The organism is Thermocrispum municipale DSM 44069, from assembly GCF_000427825.1.
Taxonomy (GTDB): Bacteria; Actinomycetota; Actinomycetes; order Mycobacteriales; family Pseudonocardiaceae; genus Thermocrispum; species Thermocrispum municipale.
The window spans coordinates 20778-40127 of record NZ_ATYT01000021.1 but is presented as its reverse complement, the minus strand read 5'-3'; the positions used below and the strand labels follow the sequence as shown (position 1 = coordinate 40127).

Sequence of the window (19350 nt, the reverse complement as noted above, 5' to 3'; positions counted from 1 at the left end):
CCCCATACCGGAAAAACCTTTCCACACCCCACCATGCGATGAAGTGTCCTATGCGGTATTAGACCCCGTTTCCAGGGCTTATCCCACAGTACGGGACAGGTTACCCACGTGTTACTCACCCGTTCGCCACTCCTCCACCCAGTCAAAGACCAGGCTTCAGCGTTCGACTTGCATGTGTTAAGCACGCCGCCAGCGTTCGTCCTGAGCCAGGATCAAACTCTCCAACAATGAATCCTGACAAAACAACCAACACACAAACAAATGCATGCCGGCCGCAAACTCAAAGAAACCCAAACAGGGTTCCAAAAAAAATCAACTGGCTAAGCTCACAAACACACTGTTGAGTTCTCAAACAACACGCTGTGCATGCCGAATTCGTCACTTGAAGTGAGTCACTCGGCGGGTTTTCCCCTGGGCGCAGCCCACTGCTCCGATATTTTCTCGTCGGGAGTGGTCTGCCTCAGGGCGGACGCTCTACGCTACCCGGTCCGTTTCGCAGTGTCAACCTGCTCGTCCCGAGTGGCTTCGGCTGATCCGGCTATCTACCTTACCAGCCTCTGCCTGGCTCTCGCCACCGGGCTTTCGCTCGGTTTTGCGAGCCGCTCGCTTGCGTCTGGAGAGAAGATTACACACCCCTCCAGGCCCACTTTCAGGGGGGGTCGGTTTTAGCGAAACCGCAGGTCAGCAGCCTGAGCGCCGATCTTGGCCGGGAGGAGTCGATCTTGGCGCCGCCCGAGCCGCGGTTGGCTGGGCGACTTCCGGGCGGGCGAACCGGTTGCGAGGCCTGGATGCAGAGCGACCGGCGGGCGGGTCGACAGGTGCGGGCGGCCCGGAGTCCACGAGTGGTCGGGTGACCACAGACGGCTCGATGGCCACGAGCGTGGGCGACCGCGGGTGGGCCGGAGTCCACGAGCGGTCGGGTGACCACAGGCGGGCCGGAGCCCACGAGCGGTCGGCGACCACGGGCCAGTCACGCCCGCATGACGGGCCGGTCGCCGTGACAGACCGAGGAGCAGGTGACCATCCAGCCGGATGAGCGGCGGCCGCATGCCGACCGGACAGCAGCGATCCGCCGGCCCGCGGACGGCTACAGCATCGGCAACAGCGTCCGCAACTCGTACGGGGTGACCTCGCGGCGGTAGTTGTCCCACTCCTGGCGCTTGTTCCGGAGGAAGAAGTCGTAGACGTGCTCGCCGAGTACCTCCGGCAGCAGCTCGGACCTGTCCATCTCCGCCAGCGCCTCGCCCAGGTTCTGCGGAAGCTGCTCGTAACCGGCGGCACGGCGCTCCGCCTCGGTCAACTGCCAGATGTCGTCCTCGGCGGCGGGTGGCAGTTCGTAGCCCTTGTCGATCCCGCGCAGACCTGCGGCCAAGATCACCGAGTACGCCAGGTACGGGTTGCACGCCGAGTCCGGAGTCCGCAGCTCGACTCGACGCGACGACGCCTTCCCTGGCGAATACATCGGCACTCGCACCAGCGCGGACCGGTTCGCCCGACCCCACGACACCGTGGTCGGAGCCTCCCCGCCGGCGGTCAGCCGCTTGTAGGAGTTCACCCACTGGTTGGTGACCGCCGAGATCTCCCTGGCGTGGGTGAGCAGACCGGCGACGAACGCCTTCCCGGTGGCGGACAGCTCGTCCGGGTCCTCCGGGTCGAAGAACGCGTTCCGGTCGCCTTCGAACAGGCTGACGTGGGTGTGCATGCCCGAGCCCGGCTGGTCGGTGAACGGCTTGGGCATGAACGTCGCCCGCACCCCTTGCCGCAGCGCGACCTCCTTGATCACGTAGCGGAAGGTCATCACGTTGTCGGCCATCGTCAACGCGTCCGCGTAGCGCAGGTCGATCTCCTGCTGGCCGGGCGCGACCTCGTGGTGGCTGAACTCCACCGAGATGCCCATGGCCTCCAGCGTCTCGATCGCGTGCCGCCGGAAGTGGGTGGCCTTGGCGTGCGAGGCCTGGTCGAAGTAGCCACCGTTGTCCGCAGGTTGCGGCTCCGTGCCGTCGTCGGTGATGTCCGACAGCAGGAAGAACTCGATCTCCGGGTGGACGTAGCAGGTGAAGCCTGCCTCGCTGGCCTTGGCGAGCTGTCGGCGCAGCACGTGCCGCGGGTCGGCCCACGACGGCGACCCGTCCGGCATGGCGATGTCGCAGAACATGCGCGCGGAATACGTGCCGCCGTCCGGGGTCTCCCACGGCAGCACCTGGAACGTCGACGGGTCGGGCTTGGCCACCATGTCCGACTCGTACACCCGGGCGAAGCCCTCGATGGCCGATCCGTCGAAGCCGATGCCTTCGCTGAACGCGCCCTCCAGCTCGGCCGGGGCCACCGCAACGGACTTGAGGAAACCAAGTACGTCGGTGAACCACAGCCGGACGAACCGGATGTCGCGCTCCTCGAGCGTACGCAGCACGAACTCTTGCTGGCGATCCATGGCGCGAGCGTAGCCCGCATACCGCCGCTACACCACGGACCCGCCCTCGCTCGGCGCGCTTACCCGCTCTTGCAGCGCGTTCCTTCGTCCGGAAGGGCGCGGTTGATCAGGTAGGCCACGCCCGCGTCGTCGACGCAGCGCACGCCTTGGCCGAACACGGTGTGCTGGTTGCCCTCGTAGGTCAACAACCGCCCGTTCAGCGCCTTCGCCAACTGCACCCCTGCCTGGTACGGCGTCGCCGGATCGCCGGTGGTGGAGATGACCAGGACCGGTGGGAGGCCTTTCACGTCCGGCAGGTGTGGTTCGCCGGTCGACTTCGCCGGCCAGAAGGCGCAAGCGTCACGAAAGCCCGCGATCGGCGTGCCCGGGTCGAGGAACGGCGCGACTTTGACGAACCGTCGCTGCGCCTCGGTCAGCTCGGCCCGGCTGGTCACCGGCGGATCGTCCACGCAACGCACCGCGACGAGCATGTCCTGGGTACTGGAGTAGGTGCCGTCGGAGTTGCGCTCCATGTACTGGTCGGCCAACGCCATCAGCCGCTCGCCTCGACCGCGTTCGAGGTCGTTGAGACCGGCGTTGAGCTCCTCCCACATCGACTGCGAGTACAACGCCTGCACGGTCGCGGTGGTCGCGTCCTCGTAGGAGAGCTTGCGTCCGTCCTCCAGGTCGATCTTGCGCTCGATCAGCGGGCGCACCAGGTCCTGGTAGGCCCGCACGGCCAGCGGCGCCGATCGGCCGAGCGCGCAGTCCGGCCGCTTGACGCACCACCGCGCGAACTCGGTGAACGCTTTGCCGAACCCGACACCCTGCTCGACCAGCGACTCCACGGCGTCCTGCTCGGGGTCGAGCGCTCCGTCCAGCACCATCGCCCTGACCTTGTCCGGGAAGGCCTCGGCGTAGGTGTAGCCGATGCGCGTGCCGTACGAATAGCCCAGGTAGGTCAGCTTCTCGTCGCCCAGCGCCGACCGCATGACGTCCATGTCGCGGGCGACGTCCCGGCTCCCCAGGTTCTCCAGGAACTCCGCGCCGTGCTCGGTGCGCTGCGCACACTTGCGGGCGAAATCGCGCGATTCCCGCTCGGCGGCCGCCACGCCGGACTTGGATCCGTCGACCTCGCCGTCGTCGGCCCGGTCGGCGTCGCGTTCCTCCGGGGTGTAGCACGTCACCTGCGGGCGGCTGGCCCCGATGCCGCGCGGGTCGAACCCGACGATGTCGAACCGGGTGGCGAGCTTGGTCATCGTGGGCGACAACGTCAGCGCGGCGGCGGCCTCCACTCCGGACGCGCCAGGGCCGCCCGGATTGATGAACAGCGACCCGATCCGCTTGCCCGGACCCTGCGCAGGCTTGCGCAGCACGGCGATCTGCACCGTGGGTCCGTCCGGATCCTCGTAGTCCAGCGGGACCTTCAGCCGGGTGCACTGCAGATTCGACGCCACCCGCATCGCCTGCTCGCCGAGATCCGAGGAGGCGTAGCCGTCGCACGAGCCCCAGCGCACCCGCTGACCGTAGAACTCCGCCAGTTCCGATGGGCCGTCGGCGAGCGGCTTCGGCGTCTGCGGTGGCTGTGTCGGCGGCCGCTCCGGCTCGCCATCGGTACAGGCCACCAGGCTCATCGCGGTCAGCGCCGCGACGATCGATGCGGCCGCGCGGATTCGTGATCGCACGGGACGATCCTGCCACCAAAAGGTCCGCGGTTGACCCGCGACCGGGAACCCGGTGCAAGAATGCGTCGTTGGAGCCCGCAGGGGCACCCACAACCACGTCGAAGGATGCGGAGAGGTCGATGGCTCGCGGGCGAACACCGGTGACGAAGCGGATCGGTCAGCGGTTGCGCCGAATAATCGAGCGGCCGGCCAGTGTCTCGCTGGCCAAGTACGAGAAGCTGCTGCCGCAGATCGAACAGCGCGAGGACGACCTCCGCGAGCTGACCGACGAGGAACTGACCGCACGGGCAGGCAAGCTGCGCGACGCCGACTCGTTCGGCAACGAGCAGCTCGTCGAGGTCTGCGCCCTGGGCCGGGAGGCAGGCCGCCGCGCGCTCGGCGAGCGCGCGTTCGACGTGCAGCTGCTCGGCGTCATGGGGCTGCTGACCGGGCACGTCGTGGAGATGGCCACCGGTGAAGGCAAGACGCTGGTCGGTGCGCTGGCGGCCAGCGGCTACGCCCTGCAGGGCAAGCGGGTGCACGTCATCTCCGTCAACGACTACCTGGCGCGCCGGGACGCGGAGTGGATGCGGCCGGTGTTCGACCTGCTCGGCGTGACCGTCGACTGGGTCGAGCCGTCGCGCACCCACGAGGAGCGTCGAGCCGCCTACCACAGCGACGTGACCTACGGCGCGGTGTCCGAGATCGGCTTCGACGTGCTGCGCGATCGCCTGGTGACCGACGTCGAGCAGCGGGTGATGGCGAAGGCGCAGGTCGCCATCGTCGACGAGGCCGACTCGGTGCTGGTCGACGAGGCTCGCGTGCCGCTGGTGATGGCCGGCTCGGTGGACGCCGGTCAGGCGGACGAGGAAGTCGCCAAGATCGTGCGGCGGCTGCGGCTCGGGCTGCACTACGAGACCGACGCGGACGGCCGCAACGCGTGGCTGACCCCGGCGGGTGCGTCCGTGGTGGAGAAGGCCCTCGGCGGCATCAACCTGTACGAGGAAGGCTCCGACCGGCTGGCCGCGGTCAACGTGGCGCTGCACGCACACGCGCTGCTCACCCGCGACGTCGACTACATCGTGCGCGACGGCAAGGTCCAGCTGATCAACGCCTCCCGCGGGCGGGTGGCGGAACTGCAGCGCTGGCCGGACGGGCTGCAGGCGGCCGTCGAGGTGAAGGAGCAGCTCCCGCCGTCGGACCGCGGCGAAGTGCTGGACTCCATCACCGTGCAGGCGCTCATCGGCAGCTATCCCACGGTGGCCGGGATGACCGGTACCGCCGTCGCGGTCGCCGAGACGCTGCGCGAGTTCTACAAGCTGGAAGTCGCGGTCATCCCGCCGAACACGCCGAACATCCGGGTCGACGAGCCCGACCGGATCTTCGACTCGCCGTCGAGCAAACTGCGCGCGATCGTGGACGAGATCAAGCGGGTCCACGGCGAGGGCAGGCCGATCCTGGTGGGCACCCAGGACGTGGCGGAGTCCGAGGAGTTGGCGGAGAAGCTGCGCAAGGCCGGGCTGGAGTGCACCGTGCTGAACGCGCGCAACGACGCGGAAGAAGCCGAGATCATCGCGGAAGCCGGTAAGGCAGGCACGATCACGGTCTCGACGCAGATGGCCGGCCGCGGCACCGACATCAAACTGGGTGGCAGCAACGGCAGCGAGGAGGAGCGGGACGAGGTCGTCGAACTCGGCGGCTTGTACGTCATCGGGACCGCCCGCTATCCGTCGTCACGGTTGGACGACCAGTTGCGCGGGCGGGCCGGCCGGCAGGGTGACCCGGGCGGGTCGATCTTCTTCGCCAGCCTCAACGACGATCTGGTGCTGTCCGGAGCACCGGACGTGCCGGAGGGCCTGACACCGGACGAGAAGGGTGAGATCACCGACCCGGCCGCACAGCGGCACCTCAACCACGCGCAGCGGGTGATGGAAGGCGCCAACCTGGAGATCCACCGCAACACCTGGCGGTACACGCGGTTGATCGAGCGGCAGCGCAACGACCTGCTGGAGTTCCGCGAGGAGGTGCTCACCACCGACGTCGCGGCGGAGTACCTGGCGTCCGAGGAGTCCGAGGCGAGCAAGCACTACGACGAGGTCGTGGAGAAACTGGGCGAGGAGAAGGCACGCACCCTGGCCCGGGAAGTCCTGCTGTTCCACCTCGACCAGCTGTGGTCGGACCACCTGGCGTTCCTCACCGACGTGCGCGAGTCGATCCACCTCCGCGCGCTGGGCAAGGAGACGCCGATCGACGAGTTCCACCGGGCCGCGATCCCCGAGTTCTACAAGATCGTCCCGACCGCGAAGGAGCGGCTGGCGGAGACGTTCCAGGACGCGAAGGTGGTCGACGGTGAGCTCGACGTGGCCGCGGCCGGGGTGCGCAGGCCGACCTCGACCTGGACGTACCTGGTGCACGACAACCCGTTCGACTCCGACGCCGAGCAAGCGCTGAAGAAGGTGCGGGGCCTGCTGCGCAAGAAGCGCACGTGAGGCGCGGCACGAATCGCGCCACTGCGCCGAACGGTGTCGGTGCGAAAGAATGAGCGTGTGCCTCAACTGCGAATTGCGCTCGCTCAGCTCAACCCCACCGTCGGCGACCTGACCGGTAATGCCGACCTGATCGTCGACGCCGTCCGACAGGCGGCCGCGGCGGGAGCGCACGTGGTCGTGTGTTCCGAGATGGCCTTGACCGGCTATCCCGTCGAGGACCTTGCCCTGCGGCAGACCTTCACGTCCGCCGCCCGTCAGGCGTTGACCGACCTAGCTGCCCGGCTCGATGCCGAGGGCACCGGTGACGTGCTGACCGTGGTCGGCTACCTGGACGACCAGGACGGCCCCCGCAACGCGGCCGGGGCGCTGTGGCGCGGCGAGGTCGTCGCCCGCCAGTTCAAGCACCACCTGCCCAATTACGGCGTGTTCGACGAGCGGCGCTGGTTCAAGTCCGGCGACGAGCTGACCGTGCTGCGCTTCCACGGCGTCGACATCGGCATGGTCATCTGTGAGGACCTGTGGCAGGACGGCGGCCCGATCGCCGCGCTCGGTGAGGCGGGCGTCGATGTGATCGTGTCGCCGAACGCGTCGCCGTACGAGCGCAACAAGGACGACGTGCGCATCGAGCTGGCCGGCAGGCGTGCGGCCGAGGCGGGCGCGCCGCTGGTGTACTGCAACCAGGTCGGCGGGCAGGACGACCTGGTGTTCGACGGTGGGTCGTTCATCGTCGACCCATCCGGCACCGCGCTGGCCACCGCCGAGCAGTTCGTCAGCAAGGTGCTGGTGGCCGATCTCGAGCTGACTGCGGGCACCGGCCACCGCAGCGGAACGTTCGCCGGCGTGAACGTCCAGCGGAAGGTGTTGATGGACGAGCCGCTGCCGGCGTACGAGAAGATCACCAATCCGCAGGTCCAGCCGCTGTCGGACGAGGCGGAGGTCTGGTCGGCGCTGGTGCTGGGGCTGCGCGACTACGTGCGCAAGAACGGCTTCTCGTCGGTGATCCTCGGCTTCTCCGGGGGGATCGACTCCGCGGTGTGCGCCGCGCTGGCGGTCGACGCGCTGGGCCCGGAGAACGTGCACGGCGTGTCGATGCCGTCGAAGTACTCCTCCGAGCATTCGCGCACCGATGCCGAGGAACTCGCCAAGCGGCTGGGGTGTCCGTTCCGCGTCCAACCGATCGCCGACATGGTGCACACCTACGTCGACCAGCTCGGGTTGGAAGGTCTTGCCGAGGAGAACGTGCAGGCCCGCGTGCGCGGCGTGCTGCTGATGGCGTTGTCGAACTCCGAGGGCCACTTGGTGCTGGCCACCGGGAACAAGACGGAGATCGCCGTCGGCTACTCCACGATCTACGGCGACGCGGTGGGTGCGTTCGCGCCGATCAAGGACGTGTTCAAGACCCATGTCTGGCAGCTGGCGCGCTGGCGCAACGCCGAGGCGGAGCGGCGCGGTGAGGTCCCGCCGATCCCGGAGAACTCGATCACCAAGCCACCGTCGGCCGAACTGCGGCCCGGTCAGCTGGACACCGACTCGCTACCGGACTACGCGCTGCTGGACGACATCCTGGACGACTACGTCGAGGGCGATCGGGGCTATGCGGACCTGGTCGCGGCAGGCTTCGACCCGGACGTCATCGACCGCGTGGTGCGGATGGTGGACATCGCCGAGTACAAGCGGCGGCAGTACCCGCCGGGCACCAAGATCACGTTCAAGGCGTTCGGCCGCGACCGTCGGCTGCCGATCACCAATCGCTGGCGCGAGCACCACTGAGTTGGACACGGGCCCGGGCCGCGCTCGGGGAAACGCAGCGGCCCGGGCCGCGGGCTTCAGTGGAACTCGTGTTCCGGACCTGGGAAGTCCCCGTTGCGTACGTCGGCTGCGAACGCCTTGGCCGCGTCGGAGAGCACGCCGGCGACGTCCGCGTAGCGCTTGACGAAACGCGGCGCCTTGCCGCGGCGCAGGCCGGCCATGTCCTGCCACACCAGCACCTGGGCGTCGCAGTGCGCGCCCGCACCGATACCGATGGTGGGGATCTCCAGCTCGTGGGTGATCTTCTTCGCCACCTCGGCGGTGACCATCTCCATCACCACGGCGAACGCACCGGCCTCTTGCAGCGCCAGCGCGTCGGCGAGAAGTTCGTCGCCGGTGTTGTTGCGGCCCTGCACCCGGTAGCCGCCCAGCGCATGCTCCGCCTGCGGCGTGAAGCCGATGTGCGCCATCACCGGGATGCCCGCGTTGGTCAGCGCCTTGACCTGGGGCGCCATGACGCGACCACCCTCGAGCTTGATCGCGTGCGCCAGGCCTTCCTTCATGAACCGCACGCCGGTGGCGACGGCCTGTTCCGGGCCGGCTTCGTAGGAGCCGAACGGGAAGTCGGCGACCACCAGCGCACGCTTGACGGCGCCGCTGACCGCCCGGACCAGCGGAATCATGTCGTCCACCGTGACCGGCAGCGAGGTGGCGTGACCGAAGACGTTGTTCGCGGCCGAGTCACCGACCAGTAGGACCGGGATACCCGCCTCGTCGAACAACTCGGCGGTGTACATGTCGTACGCGGTCAGCATCGGCCATGGCTCGCCGCGATCCTTCATCTCGCGCAGGTGATGAATGCGGACTCGCTTCGGCGGCTTGCTGGGTGTCGCCGCAGCGGATCCAGTGCCGTATGGCGCGGGTTCTTCGGCCCGGCTCGGCGTCGTGACAGTGTTCGCGGGCATTGCGACCGTCCTTCCTCGAGGCCCGTTCGGGGTCCCCGGGTCGTGACCGTTGATGCGCCGACGCCGCTTCATCGCCTGGCCGCCACCTGGTGGTCGACCGGCGTCCGCCGCGTCGTCGCGGGGGTTTGTGCCTGTTCAGCGTGACACCGCTTCACCACCCGCGCACCCACCATGGGACCAGCGTCACATCAGGTGTTCGGTCACCCACGCACGACTGCGCGCAACGACTCCGACAGAGCGTCGTGTGCCTCCACCAGGGAAGGCCCGTACCAGGTGAGATGCCTGCCACTGACCAGCGCGTACGGCACCCCGGGGAACGCATCCGGACCGTCGTCCTCGGTGAACTTCCACGGCTCGTCGGGCAACACGAGCATGCTCGCCTCACCGGCCTGGAAGAGCCCGCGCAGCTCGTCGATCTTCGGGCGGGGGTAGCGCTCGCGATGATCGGCGTAGACGTGGGTGTAGCCGAGCCTGCGCAGCACATCGCCGCCGAAGGTGTCCCTGCCGAGCACCACCCACGGCTTGCGCCACACCGGCACGACCACCGTGCGTTCGACCGGCGCGACCGGGGCCCACAATTCCTCGGCGCGGCACAACCACTCGGGCTCGCTCAGCTCGAACGCCTGGGTGAGCAGTCGGCGCAGTGACCCGAGGGCCGCGGGAACCGTGGCGGGAGCTTCCATCACCCACACCGGAATGCCGTCCGCGCGCAGGCGTTCGACGTCCTCGGGCCGGTTCTCCTCCGAATTGCACAACACCAAGTCCGGTCTGATCGCGCGCACGCGCTCGATGTCGGGGTACTTCGAGCCGCCCACCCGTTCCGCGTCCAGATCGGCCGGGTGGGTGCAGTAGTCGGTAACGCCGACCAGCAGCCCTGGTTTGCTGGCTTCCAACGCCTCGGTCAGGCAGGGCACCAGGGAGACCACGCGTTCCGGCTGGGCGCGCAGCGGTACTTCCTCACCCAGGTCGTCGATCATCCGCATCATGCCCTTTCGAAACTCACCGTGCGTCGGTCCGCGTCGACACTGATCAACCGCACGGTAACCCGCTGCCCCTCCGTCATGCCCGTTGCGGGACATTTCGCCAGCACGGGCGGGTCGTCGATGAGGATCTCGGCCTTGCCTGTGCGTGCCTCGTCGTCGTTGTCGCCGTCGTGGTTGCCGTCGACGCGCAGCACCACGGCTTCGAACGTCTCGCCCACGCGTGGCGCGAGCAGCCAGACCTCCGCGAGGTCGATGCAGGCGCGTTCGACCCGGCCGGACAGCGTGTCCGATGCGGACATCACACCCGGCAGGCGAGTCAGCGCGGCCCTGACCCACTCGGGCACGTCGCGACCGGCCGTCACCGCGAGGCAGACTTCCGTGGCGTAGCGATCCACCAGCCGCCGGATGGGCGCGGTGACGTGGGCGTACGGGCCGCCGATGCCGGCATGACTGCCCACTTCGGGCGGCTCGCCGTCGAACGCGGTGTAGCCGGCGCCGCGCAGCAGCCGCGTGGTGTCGGAGAACAGCGCAAGGGATTCCGGCCGGTCCGGGTCCAGGCCGGCCAGCACCTTGGCCGTGTCCGCACCGTCCGGCCACCCGATGCCGAGCGCTTTCGCCGACCGTTGCAGCCAACGGATGGCTTGCGGCTCGGCGTCCGGCAGCGTGCGGAGGATCCCGACCCGTGCTTCCAGCATGATCTGGGCCGCACACATGCCGGTCATCAGGGAGATTTCCGCGTTCCACGCGTCGACGTCCCCACGCGGGCGCAGCGTGATGGCCCAGCTTCCGTCGCCGTCCGGGACGACCTCCTGCTCCGGCAACTGCAGTTCGATGGCGCCTCGCTGCACAGCCAGCTCGCGCCGCAACGGGCCGAGTTCCGCGAGAGCCTGCACGGGTTCGGGAGCCGTTCCGGTGGCGAAGCTCCGCTCGACGGATGCGTAGTCGAATTGGGCGGTGGAGCGGACCAGTGCGCGGCGGACGTCGACGCCGACCGGTTCGCCGTGGCTGTCGGTGTCGATCGTCCACAGCACGGCCCGCCGGTGCTGACCAGGCAAGAGGCTGGCGGCCGATTCGGAGAGCGTCGGTGGGTGCAGCGGGACCGCGCCGTCCGGCAGGTACACGGTCTGGCCGCGATTTCCGGCTTCGCGGTCGAGCGCCCCCTCCGGGCGGACGAACGCGGCCAGGTCGGCGATCGCGTAATACACGCGGAAACCGCCCCGGCGTCGTTCGACGGCCAGTGCCTGGTCCAGATCCCTGGCGCCCGGCGGGTCGATCGTCACCAGCGGCAGATCGGTGGCATCGGTCAGCCCACCCGGTTGCTGGGGGCTTCTCCGGGCTTCGTCGGCCTCACTCAGCGCCGCGGCGGGGAAGTCGGTGGGCAGGTCGAACTCCTCGCGGATGGCCGAGAAGTCCGTACCGGGCACTAGTCGCCGTCCCACTCCCGGTCGGCCCGATCGGCCTCCTCGGTGCGCTTACGGGCGATCTCCAGCGCACGACGCGCGGTCGCCTCGTCCGGGTAGGGGCCGAGCAGATCGATCGAGCGGGACCGTTTGAGGTGTTCCACCTGGCCGGTGCGGGTGTTGAAGTACCAGCCTTTGTCGGGATCTGGGTCGTCGGTGCTCATGCGCGCTCCTCGTCCGGCCTGCCTGTCGACCACCCTATCCATGGTGGCCGCACGGTGCCGGTCCATCAACAGCGCGTGGTCACCGATCGGGTCGGTACGGGCGCTCGATGGGCTCGCCGGTGGGGCCGAACTCCTGCGGACCGGTGCCGTTCTGGGCCGGGAGTGGGCCGCTGTTCTCGCTCGACGACGGCTGCTGCGCCGATGGCATCGAGATTCCGCGCGGCGGGGTGGGCGTGTCGTCCGGCTGGGTTCCCGGAGCGAACGACGGCGGCAGCTCCTGGTGCGCCTTGTTCGGCACCACGTCCCACTTGGGCTCGGGCCCGACGTTCATCGGCACCGCCGTCGTCTCGGGCTTCGGTGCGCCGGGGTCGCGCCGGGGTACGACCGGGTCCAGGCAGGTCACCAGGACCTTCTTCTGCTCGGGGTTCTCCACCTTCCGGCCGGTGCGCTCGCGGTAGACCAGCTCGCCGGTGTTGTCCATCTCCACCACGTAGCCGACCTCGGCAAGCTGCTCCTCGTCCAGGTCCACCAGCCGCTCCTCGCGCGACGGGAGGACGCGGTACTGCGGCCAGTTCAGGTGCTGGTGGGTCTGGTAGAACTCCGCCAGGACGTGCGCCGCGTGCTGCTGCCACGGCAACGGCATCTGTTCCGCCAGCGACCGCGGCAACACCACGTAGTCCTTGGTGACGCCCGGGCCGCCCCGGTTCAACAGATCGGCCAGCGGGGTGCTCGACGCGGGCGGGCCGGACGGCCGGGGTATCGGCGCGACCGCGAACGAGCTGCGCGGGTCGAACGGCGGGGGTGGTGGCGCGTCGCGGCGGCCTTTGCCGCGCTTGCCGAACATTTTCGCCATCGTCAGCCACGCCTCGCTGTGCTCATCGGGTGCACCTTCTGCTGTCGGTTATACCCCGGGGCGCACCGCGACAGGCAGCAGCTCCGGTTCGTCGAAATCGATCGTCCTGGTGTGCACCGGCACGCCGCTCTGCTGCGCCTCGACGATCTTGTTGTCGCCCAGGTACATCGCGACGTGGTGGATCGTCGCCGGGTTCGACTCGTCGTAGGCCCAGAACACCAGGTCCCCCGGCTTGGCGCGCTCGATCGGCAGCATCGCGCCCGCTTTGTACTGGTCACGCGAGACACGCGGCAGGGTGATGCCCGCGGACTCGTAGGCGCGCAGCATCAGGCCGGAGCAGTCGTAGGAGTCCGGGCCGGTCGCGCCCCACACGTAGGGCTTGCCACGCTCACCGAGCGCGAACTCGATCGCCTTGGCGGCTTTCGGGTTGGGCGGCAGCAGGTTGCCGGACCCTTCGCCGCAGCCGCTGGCGTCGGTGACGTTGCCGAGATTTTCCACCAGGTAGACGGCCATGGCCTCCCACTGGTGGTAGCGGTCCGGGAATGCCGAACGCTCGACCGCCTGGGCGGCGTCACCTGGCCGGATCTTCTCCCAGTCCGGCACGCCCTGCAGCACGTTGTAGAACTTGTTGATCGCGTACTCGGGGTCGGTGACCTGCTCGGGCGTGCCCCAGCCCATCGACGGCCGCATCTGGAAGATGCCCAGCGAGTCGCGGTCGCCGTAGTCGACGTTGCGCAAGCCGGACTCGGTCATCCCCGCCTGGATGGCGATCTGCCAGGCGCGCGGGCTGAGCTTGCGTTTCTTGCCGATCGCGATGATCTGCTGCACGGTGCGGCGCTGCTCGGGGTCCAGCTTGCGGGCGGCGTCGGCACCGACCTGCATGTTGCCGGGCTGCGTGGGCCCGATCGCCGCGTCACAGCTGGCCGGGGTGATGCCCTCGGCCGCGGCGCGCTCGCTCTGCGACACCACGTCGACGACCATGACGGTGCTGACCACCAGCGCGAACAGCATCGCCAGGCAGCCGCCGATCAGCACGCCCGCGCGCACAGCTCACTCCTCCTCGGAATACTGGTTGACCCGCCAGCCGTCCGGCCGCTTGATCACGGTGACCAGCAGCGTCGGCCCGTCCGTGGGAATGCTCACCTCGACCGAGCTGGTCGTGCTGTCGGTGGCACGAACCGGACCGACGACCTTGGTCGCCGGGATGTTGCGCACGTCCACCGTCTTGAGCTGGGGGAGGAATTCCTCGGTGGTGTAAGGCCGCATGCCTGCCAGCCATTTCGCCTGGGTCGTACCGCGCGGATGGTCGACCCAGGCTTGCGCCCACTTGCGCGCCGCCACCAGTGCGGCTTGCGCAGGCGGCGCGGATTTCGGAGTCAGCGGCGATTCGGTCAGCCTGGTCTCGGTCACCTCCGGCCTGCTGGTCTCGGTCTGCTCGGACACCCCGGCCAGCTGCCGCTCGGGTTCGCGCCGGTCAGGGTCCTTGGGCAGCACCCTGGGCAACAGGAACCCGACGGCCGTGATCAGGATGACCAGAACGACGACCGTGGCGATCAGGTGCTTCGGTGACCGCAGCGGCGCGCCCCAGATGCGCCGGTAAACCGCGGCCCGGCCCCGGTTGGTGCGGATCGGCATCGGCTCACCTCACCACCGCATCGGTGTCCCGAACGGCCTGCCGGACCTCCAGCCCGCGGGACGGCCGGTAGACCACGTAGACCGGCTTGCCGTTGATCACTTCCGGGTCGACCCTGCGCGGCTCCGGCCGTGGTGGCGGGCTCATCGCCGCGGCAGCGGTCAGGTAGGGCTGCGCCGGTGGCTGTGGTGACTGCACCTGCGGAGTTTGCCCGTCGGAGCGGTACTCCGCGGACGGCCGGGTGATCTGGGAGGGCACCACCACGGGCTCCGCGTCGAGATAGTCCCGGCCGGCCTGCATCGGGATGGCGTGTGCGCGCACCGGCCTCGCGTCCGGCCGCAACGGCGGGCGGGGCTGTCCGCCGACCGGGGCAGCCTGGCCGCCGCCGCGCGCAGGCGGGGACGTGAAGCCCAAGCGCGCCGCATCCGGAGTTCCCGACGGCGGGAGCGCCTTCGGGCCGTCCAGGCGCTGCGCGGTGGCCACCACGGTGTTCGCTTCCGGTCGCAGCCTTCGCCCGGTCGCGGTCGCGGTGCCCAGCGCCCCGGGCGCCTCGACCGGGGTGTCGTCCAGAGCGCGGGCGTTCTGCCAGAACTCGTCCTGCGGCGTCGGGCCGGTCGGCTTGCGGCGGAAGCGCGAGAACAGACCCGACCCGGCGGGCAGTGCGGCGCCGACCGCCCGCGTGGTGACGTCGACCATCTGCCACAGGCGGCGCACCGGGCGGCCGACGACGAACAGCAGGATCGTCACCATGCCCGCGATCGCCATCTGGGCGATCATCGACATCTGGCCGCTGGCGGCGAAGATCGCGTTCAGCAGCAATGCGTGGACACCGGCCAGCGCGGCCAGGACGACCAGATTGAACGCCACCGTCCCCACGACCTTGCCCGTCCGGCGCAGCACATCGTGGTGGAGCAGCGCAACCAGACCGAGGATGGGCGCTGTCAAGGTCAGCAGGCGGATCAGGATCTGCGCCAGCAGCACCGCTGCCTTGGCGAACAGTTGGAAGAGCGCATAGATCAGGCTCTGCAGGAAGGCCATGAAGCCGACACCGGTGCGGCTGCCGTCCTCGCCGGTGAAGTAACCCTCGGAGGTCCCCAGCGCATTCGCGATGCGCTTGAACTCGGCGTTCTTGCGTTCGATGACGCTCTGCTTGGCGTCGTCTCCGCGAGTGGTCTCCGCCCACGTGAAGGCTTGAGCGTCCAGCAGGTCCCGCGAGTACTTCTTGGCTTCCGGGGTGTCCGCCTTCCCGAACACACCGGCCTGCCAGTTCTTGTAGACGATCTCGTTGTGCAGGTTCGTCGGCAGGACATCGCGGACGATCTTGTTCTCCGAATCGTCGACGAATCCGGCTTGGATGGCAGTCGCCGTCTGCACCACAGCGCGGTCGATGTCATCGAAGTACCGCAACAGCGCGAACGACGAGGCCGCCAACCACACCGCACCGAGCGCGTACAACGCCTTCTTGCTGATCGTGGCCAGATCGCCCCGCCAGATATGACGGAACAACCAGATCGCCAGCAACAGGGCAGCCAGCCCGAACAGCTGCGTGTAGATGTTGTTGTAGACCTTCTCGGTGCCGTCCTTGATGGCGTCGTACAGCGGGCTGAACAACCCGCCTTCCATGACGGTGTAGTGCAGCGCGTTCGTGGCGCCGACAATGACCTTGCCCGCGTTGAACAGCTGGTTTCCCGCCCAGGTGTCCAACGTGGTGTTGGCGTCGGTGACTCCGGACAGCCCACCGCACTCGGTCTGGTAGACGTGCCAGACCATGCCTGCGTAGCCGTACTCCTTGTACGGACTGCCTTTTTCACCCCGGCCCTCCGCCGAGTCCAACGCCCCGACCATGCCGGTGCCCGGCCGCTCCGGGTTCGGCGGTTCACCACACTGCTGCGCCATCGCCGCCGGGGCGCCGAGGACGATGTTCAGCGCCAGGACGGCAATCACCACGGTCAGCGCGCGCGACCGCGGGGTGGCGGCCCGCCGCGCGCGGCGAGCTGCCCGGACGATGGCCACGACGGCGACCAACGCCGCCACCACAACCAAGCCGCTCATGCGGCATCCCTGCCGGGCCCGCCCGACTTCCGGCCCGCACCCGCGTGCGCCTCTCGTCCCTCGGCGTGGCCGTTGCGGTCCAGACCGTTCTCCGGTGCGACCTCCGCTTGAATGGCGTCCTCGGACAGGCCGAGTTCGCGCTCCGCGGCGCGTTCGAAGTCCTCGTCGAGCTCGGGCGACACCGGTGTCTTCGGTGGCTCCTCGGGCGGCGACGACCGCTCCGTGGACGACGCCGGCTCGCTTTTCGTCGTGGCCGCCGGGACCGACCCCGGCGTGGTGTCCAGCGCGGCGCGCAGGTGATCCAGGTGCGGGCCGGAGAAGTCCACGCGAATCCGCTCGATGCCGCCCGCACCGTCGTTGAAGATGAACTGCCGCGGCTCGCGGTCCCGCTCGGTGGACTGGGCCATACCGGGCCTGCGGCCGAGTGCGGCGACGACGTGCTCGTACCCCACGCCCACCGGGACCTTGAGCAGACGCAGGGCGTCCGCCTGGACCTCCTCGTCGTCCAGCCGCCCGACGAACACCGAGTCGAGCAGCGAGACGAAGCCCTGGATGCGCAGGAAGTCCGCCGGAACCTGCGAACTGAGCAAAACCCGCACGTTCCACTTACGGGAGTCCCGGGCGAAACGGTTCATCAGGACCCGGCCGGTCGGCACCTCCGACAGGAAGAACGCCTCGTCGATCCAGACGCCCTTGCGCTCTTCCTTCGGCCGCTCGTACACCGACCGCTGGGTCAGCCACGCCGCCAGGTTGAGCATCTCGACACCGAGCGCCTCCGCGTCGGTCCAGTGCTCTCGGCCCACGCCGTCCTTCGGCAGCGTCAGTCCCGCCATGGTCAGCACGGTCAGCCGGTCGTCGCGAGCGGTGGAGTACGGATCGGCGTCCGACTCCGGGATCAGCAACGACATGCGCTCGCGCAGCTCGTCGAGGAAGTCGGCGACCACGACGGCGTGCTCGTGGTGCTCGCTGGCATCCCGGCGCAGCGCGTCGATGACCTGGCCGGGGTGCGCGTCGTACCGCCCGCCGACAGCACGAACCGCCCGCAGCAACACGATGCGGGTCTGCGGCAGGCGGGACACCTCGTACGGCAGGACACCGGTCAGCACGTCGAGGACAAGGCGCCGACGCGTGGCTCCGGCCAACGCGCACTCCCGACGCCACGCTCGCTCCGGATCGTCCTCGTCGAGGAAGTGCTCCAGCTGCGGCTCGGCCACCACCCGGTACGGGTTCAAGATGCCGGGCTGCGCGTTGAGCAGGTTGATCGGGCGGGCGTACGGCCGCAGCTCGGGCAGATCGCACAACGCCGACAGCGGGCCGGACGGGTCCAGCACGGTCCAGTGCGCCCCGGCGCGCAGCGTCTTGTACACGATGCCGCCGCCGAGGAACGACTTACCGCCGCCCAGCCCGGCGACCATCGCGGTCAACCCGGAGCCGTCCCGGACTTCCTGGGCCATCCACGGGTCCCACGCCACCGGACGCCGGGTCGCCGTGACCGTCTCGCCCAGCAGGATGCCGCGCCGGTCACCGACCTCGGCCGTCGCGGTCGGCACCGCGGCCGCGGCCCACACCACGGAACCGCGCCGCTTGTACGCGCTCGACGCGATCGGCTCGCCGGGGATGAACTCCCTGGCCATCGCGTACTGCGCCTCGGGGTGCTCGATCGCGATCTTCGGCTTGTACAACTCGAGCAACTGCTGGGCGTAGCGCAACGCCTCGCGCTCGGTCGGCCCGGACACCGCCAGCCGCCACCACGAGTACACCCGGGTGGCCAGCGCGGTGAAGCCGGAGGTCATCTCGTCGTCGATCTCCAGCACCCGGGAGGCCTGCCGGGCCAGCGACTGCGGCGGCTCCAGCTCGTGTTCCTCGGTGTAGTGCTTGACCTGCGAGCGGACCTTGTTCATCTGCCTGCCGAGCTCGCCCGCGACTTCCTCCGGTCGGCGCACGTAGATCCGCGCGGACCACTCCACCGGTACCGGGAGCCGGTCGGAGTGCTGCACCCACGGGTCGTCGACCTCGGGGATCTGCAGGCCGTGCATCTGACCGACGGTCAACACGGCGACGTGGCTGGTCACACCCGCGTTCGAGCCCGTGCGGCCGCGCACCGTCAGCGTCGGGGCGTACGGCTCGGCGTGGAAATCGGCCGCGTCGGTGAACGACGCCAGGTCCTCCGGCTCCCACGAGGACCCGGGCACAGCGGGCAGGCTGCGCGGCGCGGGGAGCCCGAGCGCACACGACCGGTGCATCAGCCAGGACATCTCCGCGGCCGTGGCCGGGCGCCCTTCCAGGCCCGCGCCGCCGATGACCTGGTCCAGATGCTCGATCTCGGAATCCAGCGCGATCAGCTCGGCGTCGACCGCTTCCGGCAGGATCTTGCGCAGCAGCGGCGCGGTGCGCTCCACCACCCGGTCCACCGCACTGCGGGTCTGCACCTGGACGCCCAGGTACACCTCTTTCTCCGCCATCGAGCGGCCGAGCAGTTGCTGCTGCTCGCCGACCAGATAGTCGTCGAACGACAGCGCACCGGGGACGTCCGGCAACCGGTTGATGGCGTTGTGCACGTGCGCCTCGGCCCACATGCGGATCGGGTACGGGCGGGTGGTGACGCGCAGGTGCAGCCACCGGCCCTGCAGTTCCGCGTACTGCCCGGCGATGGCCGCGATCAGGTCACGACGCTGCGCATCGGACCGAAAGGACCAGCGCTGCGGGGACAGCCGGTACCAGGCGTAGATCTCCGACGACGTGCGCACCAGGTGACCGTCGATGCTGCGAACGGCGATCGACGGCGTGTAGGCGGGGATTTGCGCCTCACCCGGTAACCGGCTGCTCTTGCGCCGCGCGGTATGTCTCCGCCCGGGCTTGCCGCCCGAGCGCTGTCGTGGCGCCGGCTGCCCGGGGGCCTCCCCTTGGCTCTTGCCGCGGCCGAACACG

General features: G+C 69.2%; 13 protein-coding genes and 1 rRNA gene. 2 read left to right on the top strand and 12 right to left on the bottom strand.

Annotated features, from left to right (window positions below):
- The 3 genes from YWM_RS0115040 to YWM_RS0115030 form a co-directional block, all read right to left on the bottom strand.
- Nucleotides 1-228 (bottom strand): 16S ribosomal RNA (locus YWM_RS0115040); the annotation flags it as partial.
- An 859-nt stretch (nucleotides 229-1087) separates the two neighbouring features.
- Nucleotides 1088-2431, bottom strand: a complete 1344-nt coding sequence (gene glnA / locus YWM_RS0115035; protein ID WP_028851413.1) for a type I glutamate--ammonia ligase — start codon at nucleotides 2429-2431, stop codon at nucleotides 1088-1090.
- Nucleotides 2432-2490: 59 nt separating this feature from the next.
- The gene (locus YWM_RS0115030; RefSeq protein WP_043661256.1) at nucleotides 2491-4044 is read right to left on the bottom strand and encodes an alpha/beta hydrolase; all 1554 of its coding nucleotides are present in this window, start codon (nucleotides 4042-4044) and stop codon (nucleotides 2491-2493) included.
- A 170-nt stretch (nucleotides 4045-4214) separates the two neighbouring features.
- Here YWM_RS0115030 and secA2 point away from each other — a divergent pair, with 170 nt between their 5' ends.
- A complete protein-coding gene (gene secA2, locus YWM_RS0115025) occupies nucleotides 4215-6563 on the top strand; it encodes an accessory Sec system translocase SecA2 (RefSeq protein ID WP_043661232.1) in 2349 nt (782 codons plus the stop codon).
- Nucleotides 6564-6620: 57 nt separating this feature from the next.
- On the top strand, nucleotides 6621-8333 hold the full coding sequence (locus tag YWM_RS0115020; protein ID WP_028851410.1) for an NAD+ synthase: 1713 nt from the start codon (nucleotides 6621-6623) through the stop codon (nucleotides 8331-8333).
- A gap of 56 nt (nucleotides 8334-8389) precedes the next feature.
- Here the strand turns inward: YWM_RS0115020 and panB are convergent, their stop codons facing one another.
- The 9 genes from panB to YWM_RS0114975 all read right to left on the bottom strand — a co-directional run bounded on the left by panB (nucleotide 8390) and on the right by YWM_RS0114975 (nucleotide 19349).
- Nucleotides 8390-9277, bottom strand: coding sequence for a 3-methyl-2-oxobutanoate hydroxymethyltransferase (gene panB / locus YWM_RS0115015; RefSeq protein WP_028851409.1), 888 nt, complete (start codon nucleotides 9275-9277; stop codon nucleotides 8390-8392).
- A gap of 200 nt (nucleotides 9278-9477) precedes the next feature.
- Complete coding sequence (locus tag YWM_RS0115010) at nucleotides 9478-10254, bottom strand: helical backbone metal receptor (protein WP_211232510.1); 777 nt, start codon at nucleotides 10252-10254, stop codon at nucleotides 9478-9480.
- Between the two features lie 5 nt (nucleotides 10255-10259).
- Nucleotides 10260-11684, bottom strand: a complete 1425-nt coding sequence (locus tag YWM_RS0115005) for an RNB domain-containing ribonuclease (protein WP_245566054.1) — start codon at nucleotides 11682-11684, stop codon at nucleotides 10260-10262.
- Nucleotides 11684-11884: a hypothetical protein gene (locus YWM_RS0115000; RefSeq protein WP_028851406.1), complete on the bottom strand. Its 201-nt coding sequence runs from the start codon at nucleotides 11882-11884 to the stop codon at nucleotides 11684-11686. Before YWM_RS0115000 ends, YWM_RS0115005 begins: the two co-directional genes overlap by 1 nt.
- 79 nt (nucleotides 11885-11963) lie before the next feature.
- Nucleotides 11964-12728, bottom strand: a complete 765-nt coding sequence (locus YWM_RS23860) for a hypothetical protein (RefSeq protein WP_052344933.1) — start codon at nucleotides 12726-12728, stop codon at nucleotides 11964-11966.
- A 57-nt stretch (nucleotides 12729-12785) separates the two neighbouring features.
- Nucleotides 12786-13784, bottom strand: a complete 999-nt coding sequence (locus tag YWM_RS0114990) for a C40 family peptidase (protein ID WP_028851405.1) — start codon at nucleotides 13782-13784, stop codon at nucleotides 12786-12788.
- 3 nt (nucleotides 13785-13787) lie between these two features.
- Nucleotides 13788-14372, bottom strand: coding sequence for a hypothetical protein (locus YWM_RS0114985; RefSeq protein ID WP_028851404.1), 585 nt, complete (start codon nucleotides 14370-14372; stop codon nucleotides 13788-13790).
- 4 nt (nucleotides 14373-14376) lie between these two features.
- Nucleotides 14377-16422 (bottom strand): hypothetical protein, encoded by a 2046-nt coding sequence (locus YWM_RS0114980; RefSeq protein WP_028851403.1) that lies wholly within the window; start codon nucleotides 16420-16422, stop codon nucleotides 14377-14379.
- Nucleotides 16419-19349, bottom strand: a complete 2931-nt coding sequence (locus tag YWM_RS0114975; protein ID WP_028851402.1) for an ATP-binding protein — start codon at nucleotides 19347-19349, stop codon at nucleotides 16419-16421. The genes YWM_RS0114980 and YWM_RS0114975 overlap by 4 nt, the downstream gene beginning before the upstream one ends.
- Nucleotide 19350 lies beyond the last annotated feature (1 nt).